Raw genomic sequence first — 229 nt, forward strand, 5'->3', positions numbered from 1 at the left:
GGGTGATGCGGTGCGTGCGTCGCGCCCGGCGCGTACTTCACGAAGAAAGTTTTGTCGGGCGACGTCTGGTTTAAGCGGCTTAGGTAGTCAATCGCGTCATCCGTCATTCCCGTAACCAGGTTCCATCCCGGCTTGCCCTCGAAGGGGTAGATCTTGGTGGTGTTGCGGAACAGGTTTGGCTACCACTGGTTGGCGTCGCCACCGACGAAGCCGTAGAAATATTCGAAGC

At 58.1% G+C, this 229-nt stretch carries 1 pseudogene; it reads right to left on the reverse strand.

What is annotated here, in order from left to right:
* A pseudogene (locus ACPYOJ_RS37280) lies at positions 1–229 on the reverse strand (hypothetical protein); the annotation flags it as partial.

The sequence above is a fragment of the Rhizobium sp. SVR5-9E genome (genome assembly GCF_056755095.1).